The following is a 25181-nucleotide window of genomic DNA, read 5'->3' on the forward strand; positions in this document are numbered from 1 at the left end:
TCCGTATCGTCCGCAAGCCGACGCGGTCGGCTCTCTCGGCAGGCGCGCTGCCGCAGCCCTGCCTAGCGTGGCAACGTGAGCACCCGGACATCTCCTGACCAGGCAGTGGCCCGCCATGGGTGGGTCGAGGCCGTCGTGACGGTTCTCGCCGGAGTGGCCGTCATGGTCGTGGTCGCCGCGCTCGGGCTGTGGGCGGCCGGGGCGACGGATCTGCCGGAGGGCGCGTTTCCGCGGGTCGTCCTGGCCACCGTGGTGGCGGCGGTCGGCGGTTCGGTCGAGTTCGCGGGCAACGCCGGAGCCCTCGCCGAGACCCAGGCGAACCTGACGGTGCTCCCCCTGTCGGTGGCCCTCGCCGGAGTCCTGGTCATCGCCGCTGGATTCCTGAGGCCGCTGCGCCATCGAGCCGTGGCCGGGGCTCCGGAACTGGCGGGCTGGGCCGCCCGTATCGCCGTCGTCTGGTTCCTCGCACTGATCGCTCTCTCGCTGCCGGCCCGCCAGACCTTCGACATCTCGCTCGGGGAGGACGGCCTCGGCGACATCGGCGACCTGTTCGGGGATGTGGCTTCGCCCCGGGTGGGCTTCGAGGCCGACGTACCGGTGACGCTGTTCTTCGGGCTGCTGTGGCTCGCGGGCGTGCTGGTCCTCGCGCTGCTGGTGTCGCGGAAGGCCCCGCTTCCGGCCCGGCTGCTGCGCTTCCAGGAGTCGGTACGGCCGGCCGCGTTCGCGATGGTCGTGCTGCTCCTCGCCTACGTCGTCCTGGGCCTCGTCATCGCGCTGGTGGTGGCGGCGACGCGCGGGTATGCCGTCGAGACGTTCGCCTTGATCCTCCTCGGGTTGCCCAATCTCGTCTGGCTGACCTTCACCGTCGGTCTGGGCGCCTCGTGGGAGGGCCGCGTCGACGGACCGTTCGGGCTGCCCATGCCACGGCTGCTGGACCTTGTGATGCGTACGCCGGACATCTCGAGGCTCGATCTGCGGACGCTCGCCGAGCACGACGGCAGGGTGTGGTGGCTGGTCGTCGTGAACGCCGTGCTGCTGCTGGCCGCCGCGTTCCTGATGGCCGCCCGCTCACCGGCCCGGACGCGGCTTTGGCAGCATGCCCTGCACATGGCGGTCGCGCTCGCGCTCACGGTGCTCGCCGTCTGCCTCGTCGGCAAGATCTCCGCGCACTACGGCCTGTCGTTCCTCGGCATCGGCGACCTCGGCGGCGGGCTGTCCGGTGATCTTCTGCTGCGGCCACGGCTGTGGACCGCGCTGGGGTTCGCCGCGCTCTGGGGGCTGGTGGCCGGTTTCCTGGGAGGGCTGCTCGCCTGGCGTGTGCACCGGCGGGGCGAGGTGGCCAGTACCCGACTGTGAGGCCGATGAGGCGTACTACGGTACGTCTCCATGATCGAGCCGGACTTCCTGCACACCACCCGTACGGGGTACGACGCCTGGGCCGTCCCTTATGCCGAGCTCTTCGCGAACAGACTCGACGACTATCCGCTGGACCGGGCGATGCTCGCCGCGTTCGCCGAGTTCGTGCGGGCGGACGGCGGCGGGCCGGTCGCCGACCTCGGCTGCGGGCCCGGCCATGTGACCGCGCTGCTGCACTCGCTGGGGCTGACCGCGTCCGGCGTCGACCTGTCGGCGGAGATGATCGCCATCGCCCGTAAGGCGCATCCGGAGCTGCGGTTCGATCAGGGGTCGATGACCGCGCTACCTCTTGATGACGGTGAACTCGGCGGGATCCTCGCCCGGTACTCGATCATTCACACACCGCCCGAGCGGCTGCCGGAGATCTTCGCCGAGTTCCACCGGGTGCTGGCGCCGGGCGGTCATCTGCTCCTCGCGTTCCAGGCCCTCGACGATCCCACTCAGCTCGCGGAGGCCTTCGACCACAAGGTGGCGCTCGCCTACCGCTGGTCTCCCGGCCGCGTCGCCGATCTGCTGCGCGAGCGAGGGCTCGTCGAGGTGGCCCGTCTGGTGCGGGAGCCCGACGAGGACGACGAACGGGGCTTCCAGCAGGCCCATCTGCTGGCTCGCAAGGGCGAACCGGCCGCTTTCCGGCGGCCTTTGCCCACGAGACGGAAGAATTCGGCCTGATTCCGCTGCACGGCCCGTCAATACGGGGTTAGAGTCACCCCATGTCCCACAGCGATGCCATAACCCGCGTGTCCCTCAAGAGAATTACTCCCGACGTCTCCACAGCGATGGGCGCCCTGCACGGTGCCGCCGTTTCCGCGGCGCGGGATGCCAAGATCGAGCCGGAGCTGCTCGAGTTGCTCAGAATTCGCGCGTCGCAGATCAACGGCTGTGCGTTCTGCCTCGACATGCACACGAAGGACGCCCGCGCGCAGGGCGAGACCGAACAGCGCATCTACGCGCTGAGTGCCTGGCGGGAGACCCCGTTCTTCACCGAACGGGAGCGCGCCGCACTGGCGTTGACCGAGGCAGTGACCCTGGTGCACGACGGGCGGGTCCCGGACGCGGTGTACGCGGAGGCCGCCGAGGTCTTCGACGAGGAGCAGATCGCGGCACTGATCTGGGCGGCCACCGTCATCAACGCGTACAACCGCATCGCCATCGCGCAACGTATGGCTCCGGGGGCTTATCAGCCCAAGCAGAAGTCCGACTGAGGCCTTGAGAGAGTGAAACCAGACCTGAATCCGGCCTGAATTCGGAAATGGGTCGATGGCGCCGGGCGATTGAATTCGTCCGGCGCCTTCGGTTTCGGATGTGTCGTTTTCGTCTCGGGTAGCAGAGGCACCCCTATGTGATGTCGATTTCAGGTGGTCGGCAACGGCTCCATGATGTCGTCCAGCCATTTCCTCCATTCCTCGGCCCGCATCGCCGGACCCGCCTCCATCGGTCGTCCCTCCCACGCGACCACCGGGCGGATCCCGTGCAGGGCGTTCACCAGCCACACCTCGCGACCCTCCAGCTCCTCCAGGGTCCGCTCGCGCTGAGCGAGCTGGACGCCGGTGGCCGCGGCCCGTTCCTGGATGAGCCCGAGGGTGACTCCCAGGAGCAGGGGCAGCCGCGTCGGGGGCGAGCAGAGGGTGTCGTCCTCCCACCACAGGAGGCTTGAGCTCGATCCCTCCAGGACGAGGCCCGAGGGTGCGATGAGTACGGCCTCCTCTGCGCCCTGTCCGGCCGCCCGCTGCCGGACCCGGGCCAGGACGTCGAGGTCGGGGCCCTTGCGGCGGGGCACGGTCCGCGGATCGGGCTGGCCCGCCGCCCACACCCGCACTTCGGGGGCCAGTTCCGGGGCGTGCCGCAGCAGGAGCCTCAGCTGGAGGGATCCGCGGACGAGTTCGACACGGGGGAACCACGTTCCCGTCCGGGGCAAGGCCGTGGTCATGTCCCGCCAGAACTCGGTGAGTTGTCCGGGCGGTGGGGCGCCGCAGTCGGCGCAGGCGCGCTCGAAGCGTGCCCGGTGCCGCTCGAAGCCGCGCACCAGTCCGTCGCGCAGCAGCCACGAGTCCGCGGCCAGCAGTCGGGTGTCGGCCGCCAGGCCCCGGGCCAGACCACTGCCCGGGGTCCAGGCCAACAGGCCCTCCGCGGTTGCGGGTCGCGTCATAGAGACTCCTCTCAATTCACTCCGTGTCTCATCGGATGCCCTGGTAACAGGCGCCCTAGTACTTACGGCCCACGCTCGCCGGCGGGCCCTTGCGTGGCCCGTAGGGAGCATGCTCCAGCCAAGCTCCGCACCACGGCATTACGGGTGCGAGTGCCGCTGCCGCGCGCTGTTTGACCCGTACGATCCGCCGCCGGGGCCGCAGATGGTCCAATGCGGTGCCGGCGGCAGCGCTGTTGAACAGGGCCGCCGCGCGCCGGGCCGCCGCGAAGTGGGCGACCGCTTCCGGCACTCCGGTGGCAATGGCCTCCGCTGCCGCAGCCGCGTCGGCGATTCCGCTGTTCATGCCACGTGCGCCGAAGGGCGGGAAGAGGTGCGCCGCCTCGCCGACGAGCAGCACCCGGTGGTACGGGTCGCTGAAGGAGGCGGCGACCTTGCGCAGGAAGCGGTACGTCGACACCCACAGGATCCGGTCGGCGTACCCCTGACCCACCACGGCCGGCAGCCAGCCGCGTACGGACTCCTCGGTGCCGTACACCTCCTGACGGTCGTCGTCGCGGCACTGGAGGTCGAGCTGAAAGCCGCCGGTGAACGGCACGCGCATCACGCTGCGTCCGCCGACGCCGGGATGCTCGTAGTGGAAGACCCGTTCCAGCGGGAGTTCCGCGCCCGGGATGTCGGCGACGTCCACGACGACGTGGAAGCCGTTCGCGTGGCTGCCCTCCAGGGCGATGCCCAGTTCACGCCGCAGCGCCGAGCGCGCGCCGTCGGCCGCGATGACGTGGCTGCCGGTCCAGGTGCGGCCGTCGTCGTCGGTAAGGGTGACGCCGGTCGGCTTGGTCCGTACGCCCACCACCTCGGCACCCCACACGAACTCCACTCCGGCGTCCTTGCAGGCGGCGAGCAGGAAGCGCTCGGTGTCCACCTGGCGCAGGCTGGTGAAGGGCGGCGGTCCCGATGGCGGCGGGAAGGTGCGGGAGTAGACCTCGCGGCCCCGGTAGAGGGTGCGCTTGGTCTGCCAGGTGCGTCCGTACGCGGTGATCTCGTCGGCCAGCCCCGGTCGCATCGACTCGAGCAGGTGCAGGGTCTCCCTGTGGACGAACAGGGCGCGGCTGCCCGGCCGTTCGCGGCCCTCGGGGTCGGCCTCCAGGAGGGTGACCGGCAGGTCGCGGGCGCGCAGGGCGAGGGCGGCCGACAGGCCCACGGGTCCCGCGCCCACCACGATGACGGGGCTCATGTGCGGGTGCCCTCGGTCAGCATGCGGGTGATCTCCACCCGCTTCACCTTCCAGGTGGCGGTCATCGGCAGCTCCTCGAACCGCCACTGCCGTGGTTCAGCCATCGCGGGCAGGTCGTCAGTGGCCTTCCGCCAGCGCTCCATGTCCAGGGGCACGTCGCCGCGGACGCACACGACCGGTACAGGTTCGCGGTCGGCGCCCCGCACGATGACGACCTCGCGCAACTCCTCCAGGCGGGACATCAGGGTGTCCTCGACCTCCAGGTTGCTGTGCACCGAGTCGATCTGGTCGATCTCACGGTCGATCAGATACAGGGCACCCAGGCGGCTCTGGTAGCCCATGTCGCCCATCTGCCACCAGTCACCGTCGAGTTGGCGCAGATACTGCTCCCGCGCGCCGAGATAGGTGAGGATGCGCCCCCTGGTGCGGGCCTCGATCGGTCCGGGTGTTCCGGGCCTGGCCCGCCCGCCGGAGCCGTCGGCGATGCGTACGCGCGTGAAGCCCGGGATGCCGATCCCGACCCGGCGGCCGTCGGCACGGGCGGCGCTGCGCCGGGTGAACCACTGGAAGGCGACCGGGCCCGTCTCGCTCTGCCCGTACAACTGGATCAGATACGGCGAGCGGCGCTTCGAGGCGTCCAGCAGCCGCCGCACGGTCCGCGGATGGATCGCGTCGAAGGTGGAGCCGTACGAGCGGACCCGGGACAGCGGCGCTCCGGGGGCGTCGGCCAACTCCTCCCACAGTACGAAGGTGTTGGGGTGGGTCTCGACGATGCCGGGGCGGTGGCGGGTGAGCAGGGGGCCGACCGAGGCGGGTTCGGGGTGGGTGATCAGCACCAGTGGGCTGCCGAAGTGCAGCAGCACGCCGAGGAGGTGGTAGAAGCGCGAGTGCACGAACGACATGTGCAGTGCCGCGATCTCGCCGCGGGTGGGCCAGCCCATCGCCTTCTGCGGTACGAGCCGGTTCCACATGGTGTTCGGGCAGTGCACGGCAAGCTTGGGGACGCCGGTGGTGCCCGAGCTGTGCGTGATCAGGGAGGGTTCGCGGGGGTGGAGGCGTACGGGCGCGGGTGGCTTGCTGCCGGCGTACTGCTCCAGGGGGACGGCTCCGGGTGCGTCGTCCACGGAGAGCGTCCGCCGTACGAGCGTGGGGAGTTCGACGTCCTTGAGCGGTCCTTCCAGCTTGGCCCGGTCGGTGATCAGCCAGGGCTTGTGGAGGCGTTCGAGGAGCTGTCCGGCCACCGGGCCCGCCAGGGCGGGCGCGAGCAGCGCGGGTACGGCGCCGATCCGGGAGACGGCACAGGTCAGCAGCACGATGTCGACGTTGTCCGACTTGTGGATGACCACCTCCTCCGACGGCCTGACCCCGGCCTCCCACAGCCGGCCGGAGAGTTCGTCGACGAGGTCCGCGAGCACCGTGTAGCTGAGGTAGACGCCGAGGTCGGGGTTGACGTCCAGCGGCCGGTCCAGCGTGACGAAGGCCGCTCCGTGGCGGTCTGCCGCCTGCCGGAACATCGGGCCCAGATAGAAGCCGCGGTCGGGGAGCAGGGGCTGCTGCTGTCGCATGCGCCCAATCCTTTCTGCTGTGGTGCCTGAGGCCGGGGTCGACGAGTCGGCGCTCATGGTCACCACGCGCCCTGGCGGACGAGGTGGCGGCGGAGTTTTCCGGTGGGGGTGCGGGGCAGCGTCGGCACGAAGCTCACGCTGCGGGGGACCTTGAAGGCGGCGAGGCGCTCGCGCGCCAGGGCGATGAGTTCGGCTTCGAGGCCCGCCGGTATCGGGGTGACGGGGACGACGAAGGCGCGTAACCGGTTCGCGCCGCGCCGGTCGGTGACGGCGGCGACGGCGACCTCCTTCACCGCGTGATGGGTCCGCAGTACGGCCTCCACCTCCAGCGGGGAGACGGTGATGCCGCCGACCATTTCCATGTCGTCGGCGCGGCCCAGGTGCCGGATGGTGCCGTCGGGTTCGCGGCGCGCCCGGTCCCGGGTGGCCAGCCAGCCGCCGACCAGGGTGCGCTCGGTCTCCTCGGGCCGGTTCAGGTAGCCGGGCGTCAACGTCGGTCCGCGGACCCACAGTTCGCCCGAGGTGCCGTCGGACACCGGGCGTCCCGCGCTGTCGCGCACCTCCACCTCGAAGCCGGGTACGGGGCGGCCGACGGTGCCCGGGTGGTTGTGCTGGAAGCTGTTGGCGCAGAAGGCGTGCCCGGCCTCGGTGGAGCCGATCTGTTCCAGCACGGGAGCGCCGAGCAGTGCGGTGATCTGTTCCCCGAGCCCGGCGGGCATCCCCTCACCGGCCGACACCGCGGCCCGTACGGAGGCGAAGCAGGTGGTGTGCCCGCCTGCCCGGTCGGCCACGAGGGCGGCGTAGGCCGACGGTACGGAGTAGAGCAGGGTCACCCGGTGCCGTACGACGATCTCGTCGATGGCCGCGGGGGTCGGGCGCCGGTCCACCAGTACCGCGGAGGAGCCGGAGAACAGCGGGAAGGCGAAGGTGTTGCCGAAGCCGTAGGCGAAGAACAGCTTCGACACCGACAGGGTGACGTCCTCCGGGGTGATCTTCAGCAACCGCCGGCCGATCAGGTCGTGGTACGTCTTCGGGTCGCCGTGGCAGTGCACAACTCCCTTGGGACTGCCGGTGGTTCCGGAGGTGTACTGGATGTACAGCGGGGTGTGCGCGTCGACCGGGTGGGCGTCGGCGGTCGGCTCCGCGGTGCGGGTGAGCGCGACCAGCTGATCGGCGCCGAGGCGGGCGCGGTCCGCGAACCGGTCCTCGAGGCCAGGGCCGGTCACGCACAGCGCGGCCTCGGTGTCCTCGGCCATGAACTCGTGCTCCGGGGCGGTGAGTTCGGGGTTGACCAGTACCGCGACGGCTCCGAGCCGGGCGGTGGCGAGGAAGGCCGTCACCCAGGCGACGGAGTCGGGCAGCGCGATCAGCACCCGGTCGCCGGGACCCACGCCGTGGTCGGCGAGCACGGTGGCCGCGCGGGCCGCGAGGTCGTGCACCTCTCCGTGGGTCCAGGACTGGTGGCCCTGGCGGAACGCGGTGCGTGCGGTCCAGTCGCGCCGTTCGGCGAGCGCGGCGAGGTGGGCGGCCAGGTTTCCGGGGGCGCCCGCGTCGGCGAAGGTCCGCGTGGCGTGCAAGGTCGTCAGACTGGTCGTGGACGGCGCGGTCGGCCGGTCTGTGTGCGTGGTCGTCATCGGGTCGGCTCCTCGGCAGCGGCGGCGGGGACAGCGGTGTGCTCCTGGTGGACGGCCCGCATCTGTGCCGCGGTCTTCAGCAGCATCTCGTCGTACTCGGCGGCCGGATCGGAGTCGAGGACGATCGCGCCGCCGGCCCCCAGGTGCATCAGGCCGTCGGTGAACACGGCGGTGCGGATGACGATGCTCAGGTCCGCGCCGCCGCCGCAGCCCAGGTAGCCGAGGGCGCCGGAGTACACGCCGCGGGCCTCGGTCTCCAGGGAGTCGATGATCTCCATGGTGCGCAGCTTGGGCGCGCCGGTCATGGAGCCGCCGGGGAAGCAGGCGCGTACGCAGTCGACCGCGTCCGTGCCTTCGCGCAGCCGTCCCTCGACGGTGGAGACGAGCTGGTGGACGGTGGCGTACGTCTCGGTGGCCATGAGGCGGGAGACCCGTACCGTGCCGGTCTCGCAGACCCTGCCCAGGTCGTTGCGGAGCAGGTCGACGATCATCAGGTTCTCGGCGCGGGTCTTGGGATCCGCGGCCAGCGCGTCCCGGAGCCGGGCGTCCTCGTCCGGGGTGCCGCCGCGCGGTGCGGTGCCCTTGATGGGCTTGGCCTCGGCGATGCCGTCCGGGGTGATCCGCAGGAACCGCTCGGGGGACGAGCCGGCCACGTCGAGGTCGCCGAACCTCAGGAAGGCCGCGTAGGGCGCCGGGTTGACGCGCCGGAGCACCCGGTAGAAGTCGTACGGGTCGGGCGGCGCGGGTAACCGGGCGGCGTTGGTCAGGCAGATCTCGTAGCTGGTGCCTGCCCTGAGTTCCCGTTGGCAGGCCTCGATGTCCGCGAGGTAGGTGGCCCGGTCGCGGACCAGCCACGGTTCGGCGGCTTCGAGGTCCGGCGCGGAGGTGACGGGCAGCGGCGGCTTGTCCGTGGACACGAAGGTGAGCTGGGCCATCGCGCTGTCGAGCCAGTCGGTGGCCTCGCGGGTGGCCTGCGGGGTGTCCTCGGCCAGGCAGACGGCGTAGGTGAAGCCCTCCTCGTGGTCGACGGCGATCAGCCGGTCGGCGAACAGCCAGCAGGAGTCGGGGGTTTCGGCCCGGTGGCGGCCCGGCGAACCGCAGTCGGCCTTCAACTCGTAGCCGAAGTAGCCGACATAGCCGCCGGTGAAGTCGAAGGGCAGCCCTGTGCCGTCGGCATGACGGGTCGCCAGCTGTCGCTTCAGGTAGTCGAAGACTGAGGAGCGGACCTTGCGCAGGGGCCGTCCGGGGCGCTCGACTTCACAGAGGCCGGTGTCGACGTCGTAGCGGACGAACTCGGCGAGCGGGCCCCTGCCGTCCCCGAAGAACGAGAAGCGGGACTGTCCCTCCTCGACGCGGGAGCTGTCCAGCCAGAACGCCCGCGGGGCGTCGGCGCACATACGGGTGAAGGCGGCCTCGGCGTCCACGGCGGTGGCGATGCGGCGGGTGTGCAGCCGGTGGGCGGGACGCGGGGCCCGTCGTTGACGAGGGATCGCGGCTGCGGCCGGGGTGACCGCAGTGTTCTTCGTACGCGGCCTGTGATCCCGCTCCGCGGTGAGGTTGCGGAAGTTCACCAGCATGCGGTGGCCGTAGTCGGTGAGTACGGACTCGGGGTGGAACTGCACCCCCCACAGCGGCCGGGTGCGGTGCCGCAGCCCCATCAGGACGCCGTCCTCGGCCCAGGCGGTGGCCTCCAGGGTTTCGGGCAGCGGCTCGCGCACGGACAGGGAGTGGTAGCGGACCGCGGTGAAGTGCTGCGGCAGCCCCTGGAACAGGTCCCGGCCGTCGTGCCGGACCGTGGAGAGGTGGCCGTGCCGGGGCTCGGGGGCGGCCTCGACCAGTCCGCGCTCCCCCAGCGCGATGCCCTGATGTCCCAGGCAGACGCCCAGTACGGGGATCTCGGCCTCGGCGAGCACCCTGGCGGCGATGCCGAAGTCACGCGATGCGGCGGGGTGTCCCGGCCCCGGCGACACCACCACATTGTCGAACTCCCGCAGATCCGGGATTTCGTCGGCCGGGGTGTCATTGAGGATCACCGCCGGCTCCTCGCCGTTGACCTCGGCGATCAGCTGGAACAGGTTGTACGTGTACGAGTCGTAATTGTCGATGAGCAGGGTCTTCACCCGCCCACCTCCTTTGTCGTTCCCGGGCCTATGCGGCCCGACGTTTGTGCCGTCCGCGGAGCATCGTCTGAATCGGCGGGTACAGCCATTTCTTGAAGAAACGCTGAAGCCGTGGCATGAGAATCCAGGTGACGATGGCCGTCACACACAGACACAGCAGCAGGGTGCGGAGCAACGGGTTGAGGTCGCCGATATAGGGCAGCACGAGGAGATTGAATAAGAGCACCGGCGGAAAGACCGCGCTCATATTGATCAGCCACAGCTTCCATTTCGGTGGCGGTCGCGGAGTGGCCGGCGTGGCGGCCTGGGCTTCGAACCATGCCCTGGAGCCCTGCACGCTGCGGCGCCCGGTCTCCCGCGCGAGCCCCTCCGCCTGGGCCGCCCACTCGACCCGAGTGGGCGAGTTCTCCCAGGTCCGGGCCGAATCCTCGCTGTCAAAGCGGTAGACCACATGCCAATCAGCCTCTCCGTCGACGAGCACGCCACCCCCGAGAAAGCCCGGCTCACGCGCACACGCGCGCAGCGCTGCCCACCCCCAGCGATGGAAGGCGGACTCACAGCCCGGCACCACGAGATACGCCACGGTGACGGTAACGGGATTCCTGGTCACTCCTCCGGGTACGGAAAGAAACCCTCGGTCGCTCAAATCTTCAACGAGGTTTTTCAAGCTGCCCGAAATGCACCCTTAAGTCACCTTTTCATGCATCTTGACAGCTTCTGCCGAGGGGTACCCCTGGGTAACTATTACGGAATTCTGACGGTCCCCTTGAGAGCGCTTGCACGGCGAGTCGGAAAATGGAAACGCTCTTTATTCTGCTTGCCAAGAACAGCGACCGCGTAAACCATTCACCGATGAAAGACCGGCAGGGCCCAGCGTGGCGGTTCGGGCGGTGGCCCTTGATTTCCCATCGGCCCGGGCCCGGCCGCCCGGAGATCCACCTGAGTCGGCGCATGACCCGTCTGTGCGGTTTCACTCGCCGCCGCCCGCAGCGCGGCGACGAAAGCGCGGCAGGATTCGTACCGGTCGTCCGGGCTTTTGGCGAGAGCCTTTGCCAGTACGCCGTCGACCGAGGCGGCAATATCGGGGCGCGACTCGGCCAGGCGGGGCGGCTGGTCGAACTGATGCGCCCATAGCAGCGCCATGTCGTCGTCTCGCTGGAAGAGCGGTTTGCCGGTCAGGGTTTCATGCATGACGCAGGCGAGGCTGTAGACATCGCAGCGTCCGTCGACGGGGCGTCCGGCGATCTGCTCGGGCGCCACATAGTCGAGCGTGCCGACGAACTGACCGACCGTCGTGAACCCGGTCAGCGACAGGGACTTCTTCGTGAGGCCGAAGTCGGTGAGGTAGGCGTGCTCGGGGTGATCGCTGTCCGTGCCCTGGGCGACCAGGATGTTGCCGGGCTTGACGTCCCGGTGGACCAGGCCGTGGTCATGCGCGGCGTCCAGCGCGGACGCCACCTGGCCGACGATCCGCGCGGCCACCGCGACCGGCAACGGGCCCTCGCGGTCCAGCAGATGACGCAGGTCGCGACCGGAGACGTACCGCATGGCGATGTAGAGCACGCCGTCGGTCTCGCCCGCCTCGAAGATCGGCACGATGTGGGGGTGGTCGATGGCGGCGGCCACGTACGACTCGTGGGTGAAGCGTTTACGGAAGGTGTCGTTGCGGGCGAGCTCCGGGGCAAGCAGCTTGAGGGCGACGGTCCGGTCGAGGCGCAGGTCCTTGGCGCGGTACACGACGGCCATCCCACCGCGACCGATCTCACACTCGATCCGGTAACCCGCGATCCGCTTGCCGACCAGGTCGGAGTGCCGCCCCGAATGGAGGTTCGTCTCGTGCGACATCAGGGCTCACCGTCGCTCGTCACGATGCGGGTGGGGGCGTGGCGGGTGTCTGCGACGGCTGGGGTCGGCTCCGGGTCTTCCACGACTCGGGTCGCCTCCGGATCTCCTACGACCTGCGTCGGCTCGGGGGCTCGCACGGCCTGCGTCGGTTCCGGCCCGGACGCGCCACCGGCGTCCCCCACCACACGCGTCGGCTCCGCCCCGGGCGCGCCACCGGGGTCCACCACCCGCGTCGGCTCCAGTGCGCCGGAGGCAGGCGCTTCCGGGGCGGCAGGGGCAGGCGGCGGGTCTCGTCGGTCCGCGGCCGGGGGCTCCGTTGTCGCGTACGTGCTCAGCCGTGTGCCGTCGCAGTACACCCACCGCTCGTGTTCGGCCTCGTACAGCCATATGGACTCCCCGTCGACGACGATCCCCACCCGCAGCCCCTGCGTACGCCCGCGGAACGTCCCCCCGTCGAGGCGTCCCTCCGCCAGGTCGTCGACCGCCTGGCGATAGCGGCCGAGCGCCTGCTCGAGGCGGGTGAGCAGCGGGCGCGGGTCCGCCGTGCGGGCGAGCGGCTGTGCCGCGGCGGGCGGCTCCTGGGGTACGGCGATCAGCAGGCGGCCGTCGACCCACGCCGACCAGCCGTTGGCGCAGACGATGTGGCCCCAGTCGCCATGCCGGTCGACGAGCTGGACCGGCAGCAGGGCGTCGAGCGGCACGGTGGGCCGGGCGGGGTCCGGGGCCTCCCAGGCCGACAGGCCGTCGCGGGGGACGATGTGCGTGGGGTGGAAGCCGGGAGTCGTCATCGCGCCTACTTCCGCATGACCTCGGGTTCGTGCCGCCTGAGCAGCCGGGCCACCACGTATCCGAAGACCATCGACAAAGCGACGAGCATGCCCATGTTGAGCAGCCACACGTCCGACTCGTGCCGGAACAGCGGGTCGGAGGTCAGGTCGCCCGGCACGATCCGGGCGAGACCGACGGTGCCCGCCATCGCGCCGAGCGCCCACCGCGACGGCACCAGCCACGCCAACTGCTCGACCCCCAGCACCCCGTCCAGCTTCAGCAACGCTCCGCAGAACACGACCTGCACAATGGCGAGGAGCACGAGCAGGGGCATCGTCACCTCCTCCTTGCGCACCGTCGCGGACACGAGGAGACCGAGCGTCATCGCCGTGAACGCGAGCAGCGCGACGGCGAGCGTGACCTCGACGAGGGGCGGCATGAGCACCCCCTCACCGCCCGGCGCGTTCAGATCGACGCCCAGCAGCGCCACCAAGGTCAGTACGATCGCCTGCAGGATCGTGATCGTGCCGAGGACGATCACCTTGGACATCAGATACGCCGATCTGGACAGTCCGACAGCACGCTCACGCTGATAGATCACCCGTTCCTTCACCAGCTCCCGTACGGCATTGGCCGCGCCCGTCAGGACTGCGCCCACGCACAGGATGAGCAGCGCGTTCATCGCGGTCTCCTGGGTGAGCCGGCTTCCGGCGAGCGCCCTGGCCATCGCGCCCATCACGAACGGCAGCGCGATCATGATGGCGAGGAAGGTCCGGTCGGCGGACAGCGCTGCCGCGTACCGGCGCACCAGCGTGCGCACCTGCGCGCCCCAGCTCTGCGCCTTGGGCGGCGGTCCGACAGCCTCGGCGCGGACGAGCCCCGGACGGTGCGGCTGCGCGCTGGAGTTGGTGATGTACCTCCGCTGCAACGGCGACGCCCGGTAGTCCCCCGCCCAGTCCCGGTCACGGTCCCGCTCGAAGGCCTCGAACGCCTCGGGCCACTGCTCGAAGCCGAAGTAGGCGAGGGCCTCCTGAGGCGGCCCGTAGTAGGCGATCCTGCCGCCGGGCGCGAGCACGAGCAGCCGGTCGCAGACGTCGAGGCTTAGCACGCTGTGTGTGACGACGATGACGGTGCGCCCGTCGTCCGCGAGGCCGCGCAGCATGTGCATCACCGAGCGGTCCATGCCGGGGTCCAGGCCGGAGGTCGGTTCGTCGAGGAAGAGCAGCGACGGCTTGGTCAGCAGTTCCAGGGCCACGCTGACACGCTTGCGCTGGCCGCCGGAGAGGCTGTGGACGGGCTGCCCCGTACGCTCCTCCAGGCCCAGCTCGCGGATCACCTCGTCGACCCGTTCCCGGCGCTCGGCCTTTGCGGTGTCCTGCGGGAACCGCAGCTCGGCGGCGTATCCGAGGGCCCGGCGCACGGTCAGCTGGGCGTGCAGGATGTCGTCCTGCGGTACGAGGCCGATGCGCTGGCGCAGTTCGGCGTAGTCGCGGTACAGGTCGCGGCCGTCGTACAGCACCGTGCCCTTGTCGGCGGGACGCTGCCCGGTCAGCGCGTTCAGCAGCGTGGACTTGCCCGCGCCGCTGGGACCCACGACGGCGAGCAGGCACTTCTCACCGACGGGGAAGGACACCTGGTCCAGCAGCGTCTTGCGGCCGCGGTCGACGGCGACGGTCAGATCCTGTACGTCGAGCGAGACCTCACCGGTGTCGACGTACTCCTGCAACTGGTCGCCGACCAGGCAGAACGCCGAGTGGCCGATCCCCACGATGTCGCCCTCGGAGACCAGGGCCCGCGACACCGGCTGCCCGTTGAGGAACGTTCCGTTGTGGCTGGCGAGGTCGACGATCTCGTACGTACCGTCCGCGTGGGCGCGCAGTTCCGCGTGCCGTCGGGAGACGGTCAGGTCGTCGACGACCAGGTCGTTGTCGCCGCTGCGGCCGATGCGGACGGCGGTGCTGGCGGGCAGCGGGCGTACGGTCGTGGGTCGCCGGAAGGTGCCGGTCGCGGCGGGCAGGGAAACGGCGGACGGGCGCTCGGCGGGCTCGACGGTGAGCGGAGGCCTGCTGGTGAGTACGGCGCGCGGGCCGTCGGCGGCGTTACCGAAGCGCAGGACGCTGCCGGGGCCGACGTCCCACGCCTGGACGCGGCGGCCGTCGGCGTACGTACCGTTCGTGCTGTTCTCGTCCTCGAGCTTCCAGTGACCGTCTTCGGGCCGCAGCACCGCGTGATGCCAGGACACCCGGGCGTCGTCGATGACGATGTCGCACAGTGGGTCGCGCCCCACGTGATAGGCCCGGCTCGGGCTCATCACCATGGAACCCGTCTCGGTCTCGAGGACGAGTTCGGGCGCAACAGACCGCTCTCCCATGACCGAATTCTATCGATTCGTTCATATATGCGCCTGGGCGGAGACGGACCGCCCGAGGTGCGGACAGGAGTCAGGCGGCCGGGACGGTCAGCAGGGGAATCGTCCGCTGCATCCGCAGCGCGTCCACCGACTCGGCCAGCAACTCGTACTCGGTGGTGTCGTCACTCGTGGCGATACGGACGAGCCGCCCGGCGGCCAACAGGTCGGCGGCCAGCTCCTGTTGGGTCAGGTCGCCGCACCAGGCGCGCAGCATGCCGGGTACGTCGGGCGTGGTGTCCGCGACCGGCGCGACCGAGTTCGGCGGGTAGTAGGAGGCCTCGGGATCCGGGTCGAGCCGCTCGGCGATCCAGGAGGCCCGGTCCCGTAACCACCACATGGCCAACGCCAGGGTGGGCGCCCGATAGCTTCCCAGGGGTACGCCCACCCGGCGCCCGCCGCATATTCCGTACGCCGTGACATGGCAAAGGAACTCGTCGTGCACGATCTCTCCCCCGTTGCCCGGCCTGCCGCCGGTCCGGCCTCTCTTTCCTTGCGATGTGCTGGTCGTGCACGATGGGGTTCCTTCGGCCTGCGGCCGAGGGAGCTCAGGAGCGAGTGCTCAGGATGCGGGTCATCGCGATACGAGTGCTCAGGGTTCGAGTACTCAGAGTTTCAGTATCGTCACTCCTGACACTCTGTCACTACGCCATTTCAGCCAGTCTCTTGGCATATTCACGGCCCGCATTGGCTGAAACGTTGCGGACCTTGACGCCCACGCCTCACGGATTGATGATCGCGTCGATTCCGGCCAGCTCGTCCGGGGCGAAGTCGAGGTTACGGGTCGCCGTCACGCTGTCCTCGAGCTGCTGAGGGCTGCTCGCGCCGACGAGCGCGGAGGTGACCCGCCCGCCGCGCAGCACCCAGGCCAGCGCCATCTGGGCCAGGGTCTGACCGCGCGACTTGGCGATGCCGTCGAGGGCGCGCAACTGCTGCACGAGGTCCTCGGTGACCGTGTCGGCGCTCAGGAACGGGCTGTCGCTCGCGGCCCGCGAGTCCTCCGGGATCCCGTCGAGGTAGCGGCCGGTGAGCAGGCCCTGCTCCAGCGGCGAGAAGGCGATGGAGCCCACCTCGAGCTCGTCGAGCGCGTCCAGCAGCCCGTCCTCGGGACGCCGGTCGAGCATCGAGTAGCGCGGCTGGTGGATCAGCAGCGGGGTCCCCAACTCGCCCAGAATGCGGGCGGCTTCGCGCGTCTGCTCCGGCGAGTAGTTGGAGACGCCGACGTACAGCGCCTTGCCCTGCTGGACCGCCGAGTGCAACGCCCCCATCGTCTCCTCCAGAGGAGTGTCCGGGTCGGGGCGGTGCGAGTAGAAGATGTCCACGTAGTCCAGGCCCATACGGGCCAGGCTCTGGTCGAGCGAGGACAGCAGGTACTTGCGCGAGCCCCACTCCCCATACGGGCCCGGCCACATCAGGTATCCGGCCTTCGTGGAGATGACCAGCTCGTCGCGGTACGGCGCGAAGTCCGCCGTCAGCGCCTCACCGAAGGCCGACTCCGCGGCGCCGGGCGGCGGACCGTAGTTGTTGGCCAGGTCGAAGTGCGTGACGCCCAGGTCGAAGGCGCGGCGCAGGATCTGCCGCTGGGTGTCCACCGGCCGGTCCGGGCCGAAGTTGTGCCACAGGCCGAGCGACAGCGCGGGCAGCTTCAGACCGCTGCGTCCGGTGCGCCGGTAGGGCATGTCCGTGTAGCGGTCGGGGTGTGCGGTGTACACGCGTACTCCAGAGGGCCGGGAAAGAGGGAAACGGGCAAAGACGGCTCCACTCTCGCGCGGGCACCGAGCAGTGGTCCAACAGGAGAATCGGATGGGATTCAGCGGATACGCTTCTCAATCATGGAACTGCGCCACCTTCAGCACTTTGTCGCCGTCGCCGAGGACCAGCATTTCACCCGTGCCGCGGAGCGGCTGATGGTGTCGCAGTCGGGCCTGTCCGCCTCGATCCGCGCCCTGGAACGTGAGCTGCGGGCCCCGCTGTTCGTCCGCACCACCCGCCGCGTCACGCTCACGGAGGCCGGCCGCGCCCTGCTGACCGAGGCGGAGCGGATTCTCGCCCAGGTCCGCGCGGCCCGGGACGCCGTGGCCGCGGTGCAGGGCGTGCTGCGCGGCACGCTCTCCGTGGGCACCGAGCAGTGCATTGCCGGAGTGTGCGTGGCCCCGCTCCTCGCCGCGTTCCGGCGGCGTCACCCCGATGTCGAGATCCGGCTGCGGCAGGCGGGCTCCGGCGCGCTGGCCGAGGAGGTCGCGGCCGGCCGCCTCGACCTCGCGTTCGCGGTGACGACGCGCGCCGACACCGACCAGCTCCGCTGTCTGCCGCTGGCCAGTGAGCCGATGACCGTGCTGTGTCATCCGGCGCACCGCCTGGCGGAAGGCGGCGCGGTCACCCCGGAGGATCTGGGCGGCGAGGACTTCGTCGACTTCCACCCCGACTGGGGCCCCCGGCGCACCACGGACTCGGTCTTCGCGGCGGCGGGCGTGCACCGTACGGTCGCCCTCGAGGTCAACGACGTACACAGCCTTCTCGATCTGGTCCAGGAGAACCTCGGCATCGCCGTCGTACCACGCCACTTCAGCCACAAGCGCGAGGCCTCCGCCCTCACCGCACTCCCCCTGAAGGACGTCGCCGAGACCGCGTACGAGACGGTCGCCATGCTTCCGCCGCCGGACGCGACCAGTCCGGCGGCGCGGGCACTGATGGACCTGCTCGAAGCGGAGGCCGCGACTCCGGAGACCTGAGCCCGTCCGGGCAGGGGCCGCCCGCTGTCGCTTCGTACGCCTCCTGCATGCTGGAGGCAAGATCGAGTGACAGGAGTGACGCGCCATGTCCGAGACACCCAGGTCGACCGGGGCCCCCGCCCATCAGAACGTGACCTTCTCCAGTGCCGGGACCACCGCGCACGGCTATCTGGCACTGCCCCCGTCCGGGCAGGGCCCAGGCGTGATCGTCATCCAGGAGTGGTGGGGTCTGACCGACCACATAGCGGATGTCGCCGACCGGCTGGCGGCGGAGGGTTTCGTGGCGCTCGCTCCCGACCTGTACGGCGGGAATGTCGCGCACGACAGCGGCGAGGCGCTGCGCATGTTGCAGGACCTGCCGGTCTCCCGCGGTGTCGAGCTGCTCTCCGGCGCCGTCGACCACCTGCTGGCGCTCGACGAGGTCACCTCGGACTCCGTCGGCTCGGTCGGCTTCTGCATGGGTGGCGGCTTCGTCCTCTACCAGGCCGCCGTCGACCCGCGCGTGCGCGCGGCGGTTCCCTTCTACGGGGTCATCCAGGGCGAGTTGCCCGACTTCTCGGGCCTCAAGGCCGAGGTCCTCGGCCACTACGGCGAACGCGACGCCGCCATCCCGGCCGACAGCCTCGACACCCTCCGCGAGACGATCCAGCGGCAGTCCGGCATCACCCCGGACATCCGCCTCTACCCCGCCGATCACGCCTTCTTCAACGACGGCCGCCCCGAGGTCCACGACCCCGAGTCCTCGGCCCTGGCCTGGGGCAGCACCGTCGAGTTCCTGCGCACACAGCTGGGTTGAGTTCCCTCCGCACGTGACTCAGTAGGTGTACGTGTTCAAGGTGGCCACCGCCGACGACGGCGAGCCGAGGTCATAGCGGTCCACGGCAAGGAAGTTGGGCTTCTTGCGGGCGGCCGGCTGGCAGAAGCGCTGGGCGCGGTCGGTGAGTTTGGTGTTGTCGGTGGTGGCCGTGCCCGCGATGGGGACGTCGCGGAAGTGGTTCATGACGAAGAGCGGGCGGAAGGGCGGCTCGGTGCGGGTCAGCGGGATGTTGGTGTTGGCGTCGTACCAGCGGCTGTGGCAGGACCAGTCGGAGGTGCCGACGCCGGATCCCATGGACCAGTAGTTCTCGACGGTCCACTCCCGCTGGTACATCACGCCGAAGCTGTCACGGGTGAGCCCCGCGGCCTGGTCGGCGGAGCGGCTGTGGTCGCTGAAGATGAGCAGGCGGTCGTTGTCGGCGATCAGGTCCGCCATCCGCGGCCAGCCGCTGGTGCGTACGCCGGTCCGGTCCGGGCGGTAGAGGACATCGGACAGGCCGTTCACGCGGGCCAGTTCACCGCGCAGGACGCCCGGATCGACGTAGTCCTCGAGGAATACGGTGATGAACTGGCTGGGGTTCTGCTTGAGGAAGTCCACCATGCGCTGGAGGTCGACCCACAGCGCTACGGGGCTGCTGACGAGCGTGCAGCTGTTGTGGCACAGGATCGCGCCGTCGGGGGTCTGGTGGATGTCCAGCATGAACCCGCGTACGCCGTCGGTGAGTTGCTGGTTGATGCCCCGGGTCTGGTTCGGCACTAGGTTCACGAAGGGCGGGGCGAAGCCGCCGTCGACGCCGTTCGCGTACGCGTTGTGGGAGGTGAGGAACGTGACCTGGTCCAGGGTGCGTTGGTCCGGCGACGGCATCGGAGCGGTCGGTGACGTCACCGGGGTGAGGTACCAGTTGGCCAGGCCGCCCGCCGGGCCCACGGCCAGCTGGGCGGGGTAGTTGGCGCCGGAGGGCTTGGCGGCGACGGTCAAGTAGCGCTCGGCGCCGGGGACTTTGAGGGCGTACTGATCGGCGCCGTTCGGTCTCACCTCCCACGCGGCATCGGCGCTCGCGCAGGCCACGGTTCTGGCCTGGTCCCCGGAACGGCCCAGACAACTGCCCGCCGTGTCGGTGCTCTCCAGCACGTACGAGGCGCCGTTCGGCCGGAGCGTCCACTGCTGGCGGTCCTCGTTGCCCCTGGGGTTGCGCTGGACGACCGCTCCCCCGCTGTCGGCCGCGTTCAGTCCCGTGGTCGCGCTCTGTACGTAGTAGGCGCCGACGCCCGGCACCTCCGCGGCGGGGGCGGGCGAGGGAGCGACGAAGACGGTGGCCAGCGCCGCGCCCGCGGCGGTGGCGGCGAGCAGGGGGCGACGGTTCCGGAGCATGGGGGGTCCTTTCCGCTGCACGAGGGTGCGGCCGCATACCGGTCAATTCCGGTACGCGGCCGCACAGTTGGCGATCGGGTACGACAACGCTGTGATCCTCGGCGGTACGGCCCGTCATGGTGCCGTATCCGGTCGGCGGGTGCCAGAGGGTCAGCTCGTCCTGCGCGCTGACGCTGTTCAGTGCCTCTTGCACTGAGCTAGCGTGAACCGCTCCAGCCCAACGCCCGCAAGCGCGCCGGAGGGACGACGAATGCCGCCTGAACTGCGCAGCGCACAGTGGTACGCGGGGACGGACCGCAACGCCTACATCCACCGCGCGTGGATGCGGCGCGGCCTTCCCCGGGACGCCTTCTCCGGCAGGCCGCACATCGCCATCGCGAACACTGCGTCGGATCTGACCCCCTGCAACGCCCATCTCGGTGAGGTCGCCAAGTCCGTACGGGACGGAGTGCACGAATCCGGCGGCATTCCGCTGGAGTTGCCCATGGTCTCGCTCGGCGAGACCCAGATGCGGCCCACCGCCATGCTCTGGCGGAACATGGCCGCGATGGCGGCGGAGGAGATGTTCCGCGCCAACCCGATCGACGGGGTCGTGCTCCTCGGAGGCTGCGACAAGACGATCCCCGCCCTGCTCATGGCCGCCGCCTCGGTGGGTCTGCCCGCAGTCGTGGTACCCGGCGGCCCGATGCTCACCGGCACATTCCGCGGCAAGCCGCTTGGCTGTGGGACGGATGTCTGGCGGCTGAGCGAGGAGGTCCGCGCGGGGACGCTGTCGCAGGAGGACTTCACCCGCTCCGAGTCGTCCATGATCCGCAGCCGTGGGCACTGCAACACGATGGGTACGGCGTCGACGATGGCCGTCGTCGCGGAGGCCCTCGGCATGACGCTGCCCGGACTGGCCGGAACGCCCGCCCCCGACAGCCGTTTGCTCGAAGCCGCCCATGAGACGGGCCAGTTGGCCGTCGCGCTGGTGGCCGAGCAGCGCACTCCCGCCGACGTCATGACTGCCGCCTCCTTCCACAACGCGATCGTCGCGCTCGCGGCCACCGGCGGGTCCACCAATGCTGTCGTACACCTGCTGGCCATCGCCGGCCGGCTCGGCGTACCGCTGAGCCTGGACGACTTCGACCGGATCGGATCCCATGTCCCGCTCCTGGTCGACCTGTTGCCGGCGGGCAGGCACCTCATGGACGACTTCCACCGCGCGGGCGGACTCCTCGTGGTACTCCGCGAAGTACGCGACCTGCTCGACCCCGCGGCGACCACCGTCACCGGGCGGTCCCTCGTCGACTTCCTTGACAACGCGGAGAGTTGGGACCAGGAAGTGATCCGCCCGCGCGAGACGCCGCTGCAACTGGACGCGGGCATCGCCGTGCTGCGCGGCAACCTCGCCCCGAGCGGAGCCATCATCAAGCCCGCCGCCGCCTCACCGGGACTGCTCCAACACCGAGGCCGGGCAGTCGTGTTCGACCACATCGAGGACTTCCACGCCCGCATCGACGACCCGGATCTGCCGGTCGACGCGGACTCCGTACTCGTGCTGCGCGGCTGCGGCCCCAAGGGCTACCCCGGCATGCCCGAGGTGTCGAACATGCCCCTGCCGCGCAAGCTGCTGGAGCGGGGCGTACGGGACATGGTGCGGATCTGCGACGGCCGGATGAGCGGCACGGCGTACGGAACGGTCGTCCTCCACGTCGCCCCGGAGGCCGCCGCCGACGGTCCACTGGCGCTCGTGCGGGACGGCGACTGGATCACTCTCGACGTTCCCGCACGCACGCTCACCCTCGAGGTCGACGACAGCGAACTGGCGCTGCGTACGCCCAACAAGACGACCCTGGACGGATTCGCGAACCCCAGCCGGGGCTGGGAGCGCCTGTACGTGGACCATGTGACCCAGGCGGACACCGGCGCCGACCTCGACTTCCTGACCGGTTCTTCGGGGTCCGCGGTGAGCCGTGAATCGCATTGAGCCGGCCACGCATGCCAACTGCGCTGTTAGCGTTGCCTCTTGAGTGAGGGGGCGGAGACAGCAGTTGACATCGACCATGTTTCGCATCGGCGGGGATCTGGACGTACGGCGGCTCGGGTTCGGGGCCATGCAGTTGCCGACCGAGCCCGCCCCCGACCGTGAAGCGTCCATCGCGGTCGCCCGGCGGGCCGTCGAGCTGGGAGTCACGTTGATCGACACGGCGCATCTGTACGGCGGAGGTGCCAACGAAGAGCTGCTCGCCGAGGCCCTGCACCCGTACCCGGAGGGGCTGCTCATCACCACCAAGGTGGGCGTCGCGCGATCCGCCGAGACGGGTGAGTGGGGGCTCGACGCGAGGCCGGCCGTGCTGCGCGCTCAGGTCGACGACGCCCTCCGCCGGCTGCGCGTCGAGCGGCTCGAACTGCTCCAGCTGCACCGCATCGATCCTCAGACGCCCCTGGCCGACCAGCTCGGCACGCTGCGGGAACTCCAGACCCAGGGCAAGATCGGCCGCATCGGGCTGTCCGAGGTCACCGTCGCCGAACTGGAACGGACGCGGGAGATCATCGACGTCATGAGCGTGCAGAACCGCTACAACGTGCTCGACCGCGAGCACGAGCCGGTGCTCACGGCCTGCGAGGCGGCGGGCATCGCGTTCCTGCCGTGGCGGCCCGTCGCATGGGGTTCGTCGGGCGAGCGGGCCGAGATCGCCGCCGTGGCGGCCGAGCTCGACGCCAGCCCCACGCAAGTGACGCTCGCGTGGCTGCTCGGCCACTCCCCGGTCATCCTGCCGATCCCGGGCACAGCCCGGATCGACCACCTGGAGGAGAACCTCGCGGCGGAACACCTACAGCTGACCTCGTCCCACCGCGACCGCCTCGACCAACTGGCCGAGCAGGCAACGGCGTAGGCCCGCGGCAGCCAAGCCCTGGCTAGGAAGGGGCTCCCCCGAAGCCGATCTCGTTGCCGTCGGGGTCGCGGTACAGCGCCTTGCGCACACCGTTGGAGTAGGTCTCGCGCTTCACGGGCTCGATGCCGCGCTCGGCGATCTGCGCGACGCGGGCGTCGAAGTCATCGACGAAGATCGTCTGGATGCCGTGCCCGGCATGCTCGGCATTCTGCTCGATGGCCACAAACCGGTTCTCGGCGAGCTCCCACACGGCTTCCGTCTCGGATGCGATGTAGGTCGGCTCCCCCAGCAGCCGCGAGTACCAGTCCTTCGCGGCCTCATAATCGCGGACGTACATTCCGGCGAAAAGGTCGAGTGACATCCGGTCATGCTAAGCGCCTGTCAAGCGCCCGGCGACACGAGCCCGGTCTCATAGGCGAGGACGACGGCCTGGGCACGGTCGCGGAGGGCGAGCTTGGCGAAGATGCGAGCGACGTGGGACTTCACGGTGGCTTCGCTCAAGGTCAGCTTGGCGGCCAGTTCGGCGTTGGAGAGACCGCGGCCCAGGAGGGTGAGGACTTCGAGTTCCCGTGGAGTCAGGGCGGCGAGGTCGCGGTGCGGGGGCGCCGGTTCGGTGCTTCGGCACTCATCGTTGCCGTCGGCACTGCGCCCATGTTTGCCTCCGGCGCTGCGCCCATGTTCGCCTCCGGCGCTGCGCCCATGTTCGCCTCCGGCACTGCGCCCATGTTCGCCTCCGGCAAAACGCTCGACAAGGCGCCGTGTGATCGAAGGGGCGAGCAGGGCGTCGCCCGTGTTGACGAGGCGTACGGCGGCGGCGAGGTGCTCGGGGGTGACGTCCTTCAGCAGGAAGCCGCTCGCGCCCAGGGCCAGGGCCTCGTACACGTAACGGTCGAGGTCGAAGGTGGTGAGCATCAACACTCGGCATTCCGGGGCCTGTTGCAGGATGAGCCGAGCCGCCTCCAGGCCGTCCATGTTGGGCATCCGGATGTCCATGAGGACGACGTCCGGCCGCAGTTTGCGTGCCGCCGCCACCGCCTCGGCTCCGTCGGCCGCCTCGCCGACGACTTCGATGCCACGGGTCGTCAGGATGAGTCGGAATCCCGTACGAATCAGGGTCTGATCGTCGGCGACGAGGACCCGCGGGGCACGCTCGACGGCGCTCATGGGCGGTCCAGCGGGATACGCGCCCGCACGCGGTAGCCCCCGCCGAGGCGACGTCGCGCATCCAACTCGCCCCCGTACACCGCGACCCGCTCGCGCAGTCCCAACAGCCCTCGCCCCGTACCGTCCCCACGCCCGACCGACCCGGTCCGCGGCGGCGCGGACCCGCCGACGCCCGCTTTGCCGATCCGCCTGTCCGTGCCACCGGCGCCCGAACGTCCGGTCTTCTCACCCGGCCGTGCCCCCCTCAGCACACTGGGCCCACTGTTCAGTACCTCCACCCGGAGGGAGTGGTCGGTGTAGCGTACGGTCACTTCGGCCTCTCCACCGTCGCCGTGTTTGAGGGCGTTCGTCAGGGCCTCCTGGACGATTCGGTACGCGGTGACGTCGATCCCGGTGGGCAGGGGGCGGGGCTCGCCGGAGATGCGTACCTCTACGGGGAGCCCGGCGAAGGCGATCCGGTCGACCAGTCGGCTCAGCGCGCTCAGGCCGGGCTGGGGCGCCAGGCCCGGGCCGGCCGCCACGAGGTCACCGTCCCCGCCGTCCCAGCCGCCCTCGTCGTCGCGCACCCCGTCGCCGCTCTCCTCGTCCTCGCCGCTCTGCGACGGTGCCAACACGCCCAGCAAGTATCGCAGTTCGGTCATTGTGGAGCGGCCCGCGTCCTCGACGGCCCTGATCGCCGCCTCGGCCTCGTCGGGCATGATCTTCAGTACGTCGCGGGCGGCCCCGGCCTGCACCACCATGAGGCTGACGTTGTGGCTGACGATGTCGTGCAACTCCCTGGCGATACGGTCCCGTTCGGCCCGGACGGCGCCGCGGGCCGCGCTCTGCCGCTCCCGCTCGAGCAACCAGCCCTGTTCCTCCACGGCTCTGCGGTACCGGCGCCGCGCCCGCAGGAACGCCACACCCAGCCACACGGCGGCGGCACACGCCACCACCAGCGCCGCGACAAGCAGGCCCACCCCCGACGACCACACACGCTCACCTTCGCAGAGCGGCCCGCGATGCGCATCATCCTCCGGATGCAGGCGCCTGCATCCCTGGGACGAGACGAGCCGGAAGAGGCCGGGATTTGCCATCCGGGGA

Annotated in this window: 22 protein-coding genes; 7 read left to right on the plus strand and 15 right to left on the minus strand. The window is 70.3% G+C overall.

Annotation, left to right across the window (positions count from 1 at the left end; translation table 11 throughout):
- The first annotated feature begins 75 nt into the window (after positions 1-75).
- Genes IEZ21_RS30640 through IEZ21_RS30650 form a run of 3 tightly spaced genes read left to right on the plus strand, consistent with a single transcriptional unit; the run spans position 76 to position 2618 of the window.
- Positions 76-1356: a streptophobe family protein gene (locus tag IEZ21_RS30640; RefSeq protein WP_189325098.1), complete on the plus strand. Its 1281-nt coding sequence runs from the start codon at positions 76-78 to the stop codon at positions 1354-1356.
- 30 nt (positions 1357-1386) lie between these two features.
- A complete protein-coding gene (locus tag IEZ21_RS30645; protein ID WP_189325099.1) occupies positions 1387-2085 on the plus strand; it encodes a class I SAM-dependent DNA methyltransferase in 699 nt (232 codons plus the stop codon).
- Between the two features lie 41 nt (positions 2086-2126).
- Positions 2127-2618 carry a carboxymuconolactone decarboxylase family protein gene (locus IEZ21_RS30650; protein ID WP_189325100.1) on the plus strand — a complete coding sequence of 164 codons (492 nt, stop codon included), beginning with the start codon at positions 2127-2129 and terminating at the stop codon, positions 2616-2618.
- A 149-nt stretch (positions 2619-2767) separates the two neighbouring features.
- Here the strand turns inward: IEZ21_RS30650 and IEZ21_RS30655 are convergent, their stop codons facing one another.
- The 11 genes from IEZ21_RS30655 to mgrA form a co-directional block, all read right to left on the minus strand.
- Positions 2768-3562: an aminotransferase class IV gene (locus tag IEZ21_RS30655; RefSeq protein ID WP_189325101.1), complete on the minus strand. Its 795-nt coding sequence runs from the start codon at positions 3560-3562 to the stop codon at positions 2768-2770.
- Between the two features lie 55 nt (positions 3563-3617).
- Entirely contained in the window at positions 3618-4796 is a 1179-nt protein-coding gene (locus tag IEZ21_RS30660; protein WP_189325102.1) for an FAD-dependent monooxygenase, read from the minus strand.
- Positions 4793-6361, minus strand: a complete 1569-nt coding sequence (locus IEZ21_RS30665; RefSeq protein ID WP_189325103.1) for a class I adenylate-forming enzyme family protein — start codon at positions 6359-6361, stop codon at positions 4793-4795. Before IEZ21_RS30665 ends, IEZ21_RS30660 begins: the two co-directional genes overlap by 4 nt.
- Before the next feature lie 59 nt (positions 6362-6420).
- Positions 6421-7995, minus strand: coding sequence for an AMP-binding protein (locus IEZ21_RS30670; protein WP_189325104.1), 1575 nt, complete (start codon positions 7993-7995; stop codon positions 6421-6423).
- On the minus strand, positions 7992-10115 hold the full coding sequence (pabB, locus tag IEZ21_RS30675) for an aminodeoxychorismate synthase component I (protein ID WP_189325105.1): 2124 nt from the start codon (positions 10113-10115) through the stop codon (positions 7992-7994). Before pabB ends, IEZ21_RS30670 begins: the two co-directional genes overlap by 4 nt.
- A gap of 28 nt (positions 10116-10143) precedes the next feature.
- Entirely contained in the window at positions 10144-10725 is a 582-nt protein-coding gene (locus IEZ21_RS30680) for a putative antibiotic biosynthesis monooxygenase (protein WP_189325154.1), read from the minus strand.
- A gap of 236 nt (positions 10726-10961) precedes the next feature.
- Positions 10962-11960: a serine/threonine-protein kinase gene (locus IEZ21_RS30685; RefSeq protein WP_189325106.1), complete on the minus strand. Its 999-nt coding sequence runs from the start codon at positions 11958-11960 to the stop codon at positions 10962-10964.
- Entirely contained in the window at positions 11960-12748 is a 789-nt protein-coding gene (locus IEZ21_RS30690; protein ID WP_189325107.1) for a hypothetical protein, read from the minus strand. Before IEZ21_RS30690 ends, IEZ21_RS30685 begins: the two co-directional genes overlap by 1 nt.
- 5 nt (positions 12749-12753) lie before the next feature.
- Positions 12754-15099: an ABC transporter ATP-binding protein/permease gene (locus IEZ21_RS30695; RefSeq protein ID WP_189325108.1), complete on the minus strand. Its 2346-nt coding sequence runs from the start codon at positions 15097-15099 to the stop codon at positions 12754-12756.
- Positions 15100-15169: 70 nt separating this feature from the next.
- Positions 15170-15580: a hypothetical protein gene (locus IEZ21_RS30700; protein WP_189325109.1), complete on the minus strand. Its 411-nt coding sequence runs from the start codon at positions 15578-15580 to the stop codon at positions 15170-15172.
- Between the two features lie 277 nt (positions 15581-15857).
- Positions 15858-16847 (minus strand): L-glyceraldehyde 3-phosphate reductase, encoded by a 990-nt coding sequence (gene mgrA / locus IEZ21_RS30705; RefSeq protein WP_189325110.1) that lies wholly within the window; start codon positions 16845-16847, stop codon positions 15858-15860.
- Positions 16848-16967: 120 nt separating this feature from the next.
- On the opposite strand from mgrA, the gene IEZ21_RS30710 reads away from it, so the two are divergent.
- Together IEZ21_RS30710 and IEZ21_RS30715 are read left to right on the plus strand one after the other, a co-directional pair.
- Positions 16968-17867: a LysR family transcriptional regulator gene (locus tag IEZ21_RS30710; RefSeq protein WP_189325111.1), complete on the plus strand. Its 900-nt coding sequence runs from the start codon at positions 16968-16970 to the stop codon at positions 17865-17867.
- Between the two features lie 85 nt (positions 17868-17952).
- Positions 17953-18663, plus strand: a complete 711-nt coding sequence (locus IEZ21_RS30715) for a dienelactone hydrolase family protein (RefSeq protein WP_189325112.1) — start codon at positions 17953-17955, stop codon at positions 18661-18663.
- 18 nt (positions 18664-18681) lie between these two features.
- Here IEZ21_RS30715 and IEZ21_RS30720 read toward each other — a convergent pair whose 3' ends face one another.
- Positions 18682-20055 carry a phosphoinositide-specific phospholipase C-related protein gene (locus IEZ21_RS30720; RefSeq protein WP_189325113.1) on the minus strand — a complete coding sequence of 458 codons (1374 nt, stop codon included), beginning with the start codon at positions 20053-20055 and terminating at the stop codon, positions 18682-18684.
- 250 nt (positions 20056-20305) lie between these two features.
- Here IEZ21_RS30720 and IEZ21_RS30725 point away from each other — a divergent pair, with 250 nt between their 5' ends.
- Both IEZ21_RS30725 and IEZ21_RS30730 read left to right on the plus strand, forming a co-directional pair.
- On the plus strand, positions 20306-22024 hold the full coding sequence (locus IEZ21_RS30725; RefSeq protein ID WP_189325114.1) for an IlvD/Edd family dehydratase: 1719 nt from the start codon (positions 20306-20308) through the stop codon (positions 22022-22024).
- A gap of 76 nt (positions 22025-22100) precedes the next feature.
- Complete coding sequence (locus IEZ21_RS30730) at positions 22101-22934, plus strand: aldo/keto reductase (RefSeq protein ID WP_373302337.1); 834 nt, start codon at positions 22101-22103, stop codon at positions 22932-22934.
- Positions 22935-22956: 22 nt separating this feature from the next.
- Here the strand turns inward: IEZ21_RS30730 and IEZ21_RS30735 are convergent, their stop codons facing one another.
- Genes IEZ21_RS30735 through IEZ21_RS30745 form a run of 3 tightly spaced genes read right to left on the minus strand, consistent with a single transcriptional unit; the run spans position 22957 to position 25072 of the window.
- Entirely contained in the window at positions 22957-23295 is a 339-nt protein-coding gene (locus IEZ21_RS30735; RefSeq protein ID WP_189325116.1) for a VOC family protein, read from the minus strand.
- Positions 23296-23315: 20 nt separating this feature from the next.
- Entirely contained in the window at positions 23316-24098 is a 783-nt protein-coding gene (locus IEZ21_RS30740; RefSeq protein WP_189325117.1) for a response regulator transcription factor, read from the minus strand.
- Entirely contained in the window at positions 24095-25072 is a 978-nt protein-coding gene (locus tag IEZ21_RS30745) for a sensor histidine kinase (protein ID WP_246568290.1), read from the minus strand. Before IEZ21_RS30745 ends, IEZ21_RS30740 begins: the two co-directional genes overlap by 4 nt.
- Between the last annotated feature and the right edge of the window lie 109 nt (positions 25073-25181).

It is taken from the genome of Streptomyces flaveus (assembly GCF_014647675.1).
Classification (GTDB): domain Bacteria; phylum Actinomycetota; class Actinomycetes; order Streptomycetales; family Streptomycetaceae; genus Streptomyces; species Streptomyces flaveus.

Coding starts and splice junctions, on each gene's coding strand:
- IEZ21_RS30645 (WP_189325099.1), top strand. CDS start 1,387: ATGATCGAGCCGGACTTCCTGCACACCACCCGTACGGGGTACGACGCC.
- IEZ21_RS30650 (WP_189325100.1), top strand. CDS start 2,127: ATGTCCCACAGCGATGCCATAACCCGCGTGTCCCTCAAGAGAATTACT.
- IEZ21_RS30655 (WP_189325101.1), bottom strand. CDS start 3,562: ATGACGCGACCCGCAACCGCGGAGGGCCTGTTGGCCTGGACCCCGGGC.
- IEZ21_RS30660 (WP_189325102.1), bottom strand. CDS start 4,796: ATGAGCCCCGTCATCGTGGTGGGCGCGGGACCCGTGGGCCTGTCGGCC.
- IEZ21_RS30665 (WP_189325103.1), bottom strand. CDS start 6,361: ATGCGACAGCAGCAGCCCCTGCTCCCCGACCGCGGCTTCTATCTGGGC.
- IEZ21_RS30670 (WP_189325104.1), bottom strand. CDS start 7,995: ATGACGACCACGCACACAGACCGGCCGACCGCGCCGTCCACGACCAGT.
- IEZ21_RS30685 (WP_189325106.1), bottom strand. CDS start 11,960: ATGTCGCACGAGACGAACCTCCATTCGGGGCGGCACTCCGACCTGGTC.
- IEZ21_RS30690 (WP_189325107.1), bottom strand. CDS start 12,748: ATGACGACTCCCGGCTTCCACCCCACGCACATCGTCCCCCGCGACGGC.
- IEZ21_RS30695 (WP_189325108.1), bottom strand. CDS start 15,099: ATGGGAGAGCGGTCTGTTGCGCCCGAACTCGTCCTCGAGACCGAGACG.
- IEZ21_RS30710 (WP_189325111.1), top strand. CDS start 16,968: ATGGAACTGCGCCACCTTCAGCACTTTGTCGCCGTCGCCGAGGACCAG.
- IEZ21_RS30715 (WP_189325112.1), top strand. CDS start 17,953: ATGTCCGAGACACCCAGGTCGACCGGGGCCCCCGCCCATCAGAACGTG.
- IEZ21_RS30720 (WP_189325113.1), bottom strand. CDS start 20,055: ATGCTCCGGAACCGTCGCCCCCTGCTCGCCGCCACCGCCGCGGGCGCG.
- IEZ21_RS30725 (WP_189325114.1), top strand. CDS start 20,306: ATGCCGCCTGAACTGCGCAGCGCACAGTGGTACGCGGGGACGGACCGC.
- IEZ21_RS30730 (WP_373302337.1), top strand. CDS start 22,101: ATGTTTCGCATCGGCGGGGATCTGGACGTACGGCGGCTCGGGTTCGGG.
- IEZ21_RS30735 (WP_189325116.1), bottom strand. CDS start 23,295: ATGTCACTCGACCTTTTCGCCGGAATGTACGTCCGCGATTATGAGGCC.
- IEZ21_RS30740 (WP_189325117.1), bottom strand. CDS start 24,098: ATGAGCGCCGTCGAGCGTGCCCCGCGGGTCCTCGTCGCCGACGATCAG.